The following is a 6,027-nucleotide window of genomic DNA, read 5'->3' as shown; positions in this document are numbered from 1 at the left end:
GCTTTTATTGTATGGTGCGCAGGTAGTGCATTTCTGCGCGCACGATTTGCAACAGTAGTACCATCACCACCTGACAAAACACTGAACAAGGAATGCCCATGTCCACACGCGTCGTCTATCCCGGCACCTTCGACCCCATCACCAACGGTCATAAGGACCTCATTGAGCGCGCTTCGCGCCTGTTTGATGAAGTCGTTGTTTCGGTCGCCGCCAGCGAAAAGAAGAAACCACTATTTTCGCTAGAGGAACGCGTGAGCATGGCGCAAGAGGTGATCGCTCACCTGCCCAATGTGCGAGTGGTCGGCTTCGATAAGCTACTGTCGTTTTTTGTCACCGAAATGCATGCCAATGTGGTGCTGCGTGGCCTGCGCGCGGTGTCAGACTTTGAGTATGAGTTCCAGCTTGCCAATATGAATCGCCAGCTCAATAGCGAGTTCGAAACGGTGTTTTTAACGCCGTCTGAGCATTTGTCGTTTATCTCATCGAGTTTGGTACGCGAGATCGCCATTCTTGGTGGCGATGTGCAGCAGTTCGTATCACCTGTTGTGCTCGCGGCCTTCGCTGAAAAACTCGGGCATGGCCCGCGCAAGAGCTAGATATGGCGCTACTCATCACCGACGAATGCATTAACTGCGATGTCTGTGAGCCGGCCTGCCCAAATCTGGCGATTTATATGGGCCCGGAAATTTACGAGATTAATCCCGCACTCTGCACTGAGTGCGTGGGGCATTTCGACGTGCCGCAATGTGTGGAGCTCTGCCCCGTCGCCTGCATCCCCATCGACCCAAATCACACGGAGAGTCGTGAGGAATTGCAGGCTAAATTTGAAAAGCTAACTGCCGAGAAACCCGAGGCATAAGCAGCCTCTGGCTTGGCAAAGAACCTTAGCCAAGCATCCGCAGCGCCGCCCACTCATCAGCACGAGACGCTGTCATTGGTGCTAACTGCTGCGCCAACAGCGTGGCATTGCGCGTGACTAGGCCATAAATCGACAGCTGCGGGTTAGCGCCAATGCTGGTCGGAAACACCGAGCCATCCATGATGCTTAAATTCTCTAGCTGATGATGCTGGCCTTGGCTATTCACCACCGATGTGCGCGGATCTTCGCCCATGGCGCAGCCGCCCATTAAGTGAGCTGAGCCTAGACCAGTGCGGAACTTCTCAATGCTAAAGTTAGCAATCGCGGCTTTTGCATCGGCCCAGCTCTTATATGCCGGTGTGCCCATTTGCATCATGCGCACTTGCTTAGCGCCTGCGGAAAATTGCATTTCGGCCATCGCCAAATAGGCACGGCGCAGGCCATCGGCCAGGCTGTCGGTCATCGGATAGTCGAGCACGGGCGAGCCGTCGTCACGCAGGCTGACGCTACCGCCAAGTGAATCTTCAGTGAAGCCATCGCGCATCAGTGCAATCATGCCGTTTAAATGGCCGAGTGCTTTCATTTCCTGCAAATGTGTCTCGCCAAAACTGCCCAACAGGCCAGCGATAAATGCCGGCAACATCGGCAACACTTCAACCTTGAAGCCCATCGGGCCAGCAGCGCCATCTTTCCATTGGAAATGATCGGAGTACTGCGATTGTGGTGCGCCAGTCCAGCCGTTCATCTCACGCTCAAACTGGGCGAAGCTCGCGCTTACTGGATGCACCATAGTACGCTTGCCAACCAATTCATGTGGATCCGTGGCTTTCGAGCGCAGCAAAATTCCAGGATTGTTAATCGCGCCACCTGCCAAGATAGTGTGGCGCGCGCGCACGGTTAGCTTACGACCTGTCGGGGCAAAACCTTGCTCGGGCATGCCTTCGGCCATCACGCCAACCACACGATCTTTTTCAATAATCAGCTGACTAACACGAGCGCGCTGATACAACACCGCACCGCCGGTTAATGCACTAGGAATTGTCGTCACCAACATCGATTGCTTGGCATTAGTCGGGCAGCCAACGCCGCAATAGCCTAAGTTCCAGCAGCCAGCAACGTTGCGCGGAATGCTATGCCAGCTCCAGCCCAGGGCCTCACAACCGGTACGAATAACATCGTTATTGGGATTGGCAGGAACCATCCATGGACTAATGTTTAAGCGCTGCTCGGCGCGCTCAAACCACGGCGCCATAGAAGCTTCATCGAGGCCTTTAACGCCGTTTACATCAGCCCAATGCTTCAGTGTTTCTGCTGGTGTGCGAAAGCTTGATGTCCAGTTCACCGTGGTGCTGCCGCCGACTGCACGGCCCTGCAGAATAGTGAAGGCGCCATCTTTTGTGGTGCGCCCGCCACCTTCTTGGTAGAGGTCGCGAAAGGCCTCGCCCTCCTGCATTTTGAAATCATCGCTGCTGCGCAATGGGCCTTCTTCGAGCATGACCACTTTCAGGCCAGCCTGAGTTAATACTTCAGCAGCGGTGCCACCACCAGCGCCGGTGCCAACAATCACCACATCACACTCGATGCTTTGGTCAGTCGCCATTTCACCGGCGTGATGTACTTTCCAGCCATTGGCGATGCCACGGCGAATAGGATCAATAATTCCTGCGACAGTTATGCTCATGATTTGCTCCTATTCCTAAACCACGCGCACTGGCGCGACATAGCCGATGGCAGGCCAGCTTTCAGGTAATAAATACCAGCCGGCGGTGATGATTTTGACCAGGCCGGCATAGCCCGCGCGGAACAAACCAACGCTGCTGTGCTGCCAGCGCGTGAGAAAGGCTAATAAGTCTTTTTCACTCGCATTTGGCCAATCCGACCATAGGCCAGCCGCTGCCACACGTGCTGGAGGCAGGCTAAGCAAATCAAATAGTTGATAGAGCTGATCCATCACTGCTGGGCTGGTGTTGCCAACAAAGCCATCAATAGCGGCCAGCGTGCGTGTTACCGCCGCAGCTCGCGCCTCGCCAGTGGGTAAGGCATCAGCCAACACAATAGGAATGAGTGCAGTTAGCACCACAACATCTTGCTCACGCAAAAATAGCCGATCACTCGCAGGAACTGATTTGGCACAGCCGGTTAGCATCGCAGTAGCGGAACCCGTGGCAAGCAAAAAGCCGCCAATGGCACCTGTGCGCAAAAAGTTTCGGCGGCTTACGCCCGAGGTTATTTTGCTAATTGGGGTTGAAGTCATCGCATCCTCGGTATTGTTTTTATTGAGGGGTATTCGTGTTTATTACCGCAGTTTTAGCGCACATAAAAAGGCTACTTAGAAAGCAAAACGGAGCCCTAAGACTCCGTTTTAACTCATTTTATTGGCCGAGAAATAGCTTTTTGATCAGCGTATGCGAGGCCTTATTGAACGGAGGCAGAATGTAGCGCACTGAATAAATCGATGAGCGCACCAGCACCGCTTTCATATTTGAGTAAGTTTGGAAGCCTTCGTAAGCGTGATAGCGACCCATGCCAGATGGGCCAACGCCGCCAAATGGCAGATCATCGACACCAACATGGGTAACCACATCATTAATGCCTGTCGCACCTGAGTGCGTATGGGTAACGACATAGTCGGCACGCGCACTGTCATTATCGAAGTAGTACAGCGCCAATGGACGCGGGCGTGAATTAACAAACTCTAACGCCTGCGACAGCGATTCAATTTCCAAAATTGGCAGGATTGGCCCGAAGATTTCATTCTGCATAATCAGCATTTCAGGCTTAGCACCGATGATAATTGTCGGCGGGATCTTGCGGGTGTTTTCAAAACGCTCATTGGCAGGATTGATTTCAATCACACGAGCGCCCTGCTCACGGGCATCGGCTAAATAGCTTTGAATGCGGCTGTACTGCTTGTCGTTCACAACGCTGGTGTAATCAGCATTGGTCACTAGCGTTGGGTACATTTTGCTAACTTGCGCAGTGAAAGCGATGACGAATTCGTCGGTCTTGCCGCGTGGTAGCAACAAATAATCTGGCGCAACACAGGTCTGACCAGCGTTCCAGCATTTACCAAATGCGATGCGCTCAGCGGCATCGGTCATTGGGTAAGATTCGTGCACGATAGTCGGCGACTTTCCACCCAACTCAAGCAGCACTGGCGTTAAGTTTGCCGCCGCATTTTGCATGATGGTACGGCCAACATTGGTCGAGCCAGTGAAGGTAATTTGGTCAAATGGCATGTGGCTGAATGCTTCCGAGACCTCACCACGACCAGTGATCACCGCCACAGTATCTTCGCTGAATGCTTCGGCCAACATGCGCTTCAGCGTTTCACCTAAGCGCGGCGTGAAGCTCGATGATTTGATCATCACTCGGTTGCCAGCGCTAAGCGCACCCACTAGCGGGCCAATGGCGAGGAAAATCGGATAGTTCCACGGCACCACGACACCAACAACGCCTAACGGCTGCGGGTGCAAACGCGCTTTCGCAGGCATCGCCAAGATGCCAGAGTGGCGCTTCTGTGGCTTCATCCAGTTTTTCACATTTTTGCTGGCGTACTTAACCGCCTCAAGCGAGGTCAGCACTTCAGCAATTTTTGTTTCATGGGTGGAGCGATGGCCAAAATCTTGGCTAACCGCATCGGCTAAATCATCTTGATATTTGATGATGACTTCGCGCAGACGCTTCAGGCTCGCAATGCGCTCATCGGCCGAGGGCATCGGACGGAGGCCATACGCTGCTCGTTGTGAGCTAAAAATTCGCTGCATATCAGCGACTTGCGGATTTTGTTCGGCTAATGCCGCAACGTGAGCAACCATGGCAACCTCAATTAAAAGTATATGCGCTGAAGACAGTAGAGCGACTTGTGCCAATTTTTTAGAGCATTTACTCTAAGCTGTCAATGATGCGACTGAGAACCCGATGACTTCTGCTGCCCCCCTCAAGACCCGCGATCGTATTTTGGCCGCCAGCCTTCAGCTGTTTAACACGCAAGGTGAGCGCCAAGTCACGACCAATCATTTGGCGGCGGCGATGGGCATGAGTCCTGGCAATCTTTATTATCATTTCAAAAATAAAGACGCGATTATCATTGAACTGTTCACTCGCTACGCCGAACGCATGGCCGCTGCTCTAACTTTTCCAGATGTGCACCCGCTCACTCAGGCCGATAAAGCTAATCTTTTCGAGCGCGTTCTCACCAGCCTCTGGGACTTTCGCTTTCTGCATCGAGATATGACGCACTTGCTCGAAAATGCTCAACTCAGCACACAATATCGCGCGTTTTCATTGCAGGTACTGGCTCAACTGCGCGAGTTGTATCGTGCGCAAATAGCCGCTGGCATGATCGAGGCTGATGATTCAGACATTGACACCCTAGCCATTACTATTTGGATTACAGCCACCAACTGGGTCAACTTTTTACACACCACCGGTCTATTTATTGACGATAGTCTTGCTGGCAAGGCAATAAGCGATACAAGCACGGGCGACATCACTGAAGCCATGCTGCGGCGTGGAATTTTGCATGTGATTTGCTTAGAGGCGCCGTATTTACGCGGCGAGGCTAAAGCCGGCTTAGCGGCCTTGAGAGCTCATTATGGGACAGTTTTAGCGAATGACGACTGATACGCTGGGGGCAGCCGCTTAACCATTTCAGCTCGACGTACGCTCTCTGGTACCTGACTATCCAAAAATGCGGGAATGCGCTGCTCCAAGAAATATATCGGCTCACGCCAATGCTCTCCCGCGGCAACAAATCCGACATGCCCGCCCTGCGGCGACACATCTAAATACAGCGATGACGATAATGCGCTCGCCTCTGGGAAGCATTTAGGCGTAAGAAACGGGTCATCAGCGGCCTGAATAATCAGGGTCGGGCAATGAATGCGGGCCAGATTTTGCAGCGGGCTGCAGCGCGCGTAATAGTCTTCGGCGCTATGGAAGCCGTGCAATGGCGCCACCACTGCATCATCGAAAGCTCGAAATGAGTTAAATGGCCCAAGTGCCAGCAAGTGCTCAATGCGCTCTGCATCGGCCTCAAGGCCTAGGCTGCGCAGCTTCAGCACTTTTCGCTGCCAAGCATTCATCAAATTATCGAGTAAGTGCTTGCGATAGATTTGCGACAAACCTTGATCTAAGCGATCGGCGCAAGAAGCTAAATCGAGCGG

Annotated in this window: 7 protein-coding genes; 3 read left to right on the top strand and 4 right to left on the bottom strand. The window is 52.9% G+C overall.

Annotated elements, in window-relative coordinates:
- Positions 1–98 precede the first annotated feature (98 nt).
- A complete protein-coding gene (gene coaD, locus AC3DKE_RS07305; RefSeq protein ID WP_340675977.1) occupies positions 99–596 on the top strand; it encodes a pantetheine-phosphate adenylyltransferase in 498 nt (165 codons plus the stop codon).
- Between the two features lie 2 nt (positions 597–598).
- Positions 599–859, top strand: a complete 261-nt coding sequence (locus AC3DKE_RS07300) for a YfhL family 4Fe-4S dicluster ferredoxin (RefSeq protein WP_340675976.1) — start codon at positions 599–601, stop codon at positions 857–859.
- Between the two features lie 25 nt (positions 860–884).
- On the opposite strand, the gene AC3DKE_RS07295 is transcribed toward AC3DKE_RS07300, so the two are convergent.
- The 3 genes from AC3DKE_RS07295 to AC3DKE_RS07285 form a co-directional block, all read right to left on the bottom strand.
- A complete protein-coding gene (locus AC3DKE_RS07295) occupies positions 885–2,540 on the bottom strand; it encodes a GMC family oxidoreductase (RefSeq protein ID WP_340675975.1) in 1,656 nt (551 codons plus the stop codon).
- 15 nt (positions 2,541–2,555) lie between these two features.
- Complete coding sequence (locus tag AC3DKE_RS07290) at positions 2,556–3,113, bottom strand: hypothetical protein (RefSeq protein WP_487990308.1); 558 nt, start codon at positions 3,111–3,113, stop codon at positions 2,556–2,558.
- A gap of 118 nt (positions 3,114–3,231) precedes the next feature.
- The gene (locus AC3DKE_RS07285) at positions 3,232–4,677 is read right to left on the bottom strand and encodes a coniferyl aldehyde dehydrogenase (RefSeq protein WP_487990307.1); all 1,446 of its coding nucleotides are present in this window, start codon (positions 4,675–4,677) and stop codon (positions 3,232–3,234) included.
- Between the two features lie 103 nt (positions 4,678–4,780).
- On the opposite strand from AC3DKE_RS07285, the gene AC3DKE_RS07280 reads away from it, so the two are divergent.
- On the top strand, positions 4,781–5,485 hold the full coding sequence (locus tag AC3DKE_RS07280; RefSeq protein ID WP_340675972.1) for a TetR/AcrR family transcriptional regulator: 705 nt from the start codon (positions 4,781–4,783) through the stop codon (positions 5,483–5,485).
- On the opposite strand, the gene AC3DKE_RS07275 is transcribed toward AC3DKE_RS07280, so the two are convergent.
- Positions 5,455–6,027 (bottom strand): YheT family hydrolase (locus tag AC3DKE_RS07275; RefSeq protein ID WP_487990305.1); only part of this gene is annotated, 573 nt, incomplete at its 5' end. The genes AC3DKE_RS07280 and AC3DKE_RS07275 overlap by 31 nt on opposite strands.

It is taken from the genome of Paraperlucidibaca sp., assembly GCF_982810325.1.
The sequence above is the reverse complement of the archived record's forward strand: the minus strand, read 5'-3'. Positions and strand labels throughout refer to the sequence as shown.

Bases quoted from the DNA above. Each gene is read 5' to 3' on its own strand.
- AC3DKE_RS07295 (WP_340675975.1), bottom strand. From the start codon at position 2,540: ATGAGCATAACTGTCGCAGGAATTATTGATCCTATTCGCCGTGGCATC.
- coaD (WP_340675977.1), top strand. From the start codon at position 99: ATGTCCACACGCGTCGTCTATCCCGGCACCTTCGACCCCATCACCAAC.
- AC3DKE_RS07285 (WP_487990307.1), bottom strand. From the start codon at position 4,677: ATGGTTGCTCACGTTGCGGCATTAGCCGAACAAAATCCGCAAGTCGCT.
- AC3DKE_RS07280 (WP_340675972.1), top strand. From the start codon at position 4,781: ATGACTTCTGCTGCCCCCCTCAAGACCCGCGATCGTATTTTGGCCGCC.
- AC3DKE_RS07290 (WP_487990308.1), bottom strand. From the start codon at position 3,113: ATGACTTCAACCCCAATTAGCAAAATAACCTCGGGCGTAAGCCGCCGA.
- AC3DKE_RS07300 (WP_340675976.1), top strand. From the start codon at position 599: ATGGCGCTACTCATCACCGACGAATGCATTAACTGCGATGTCTGTGAG.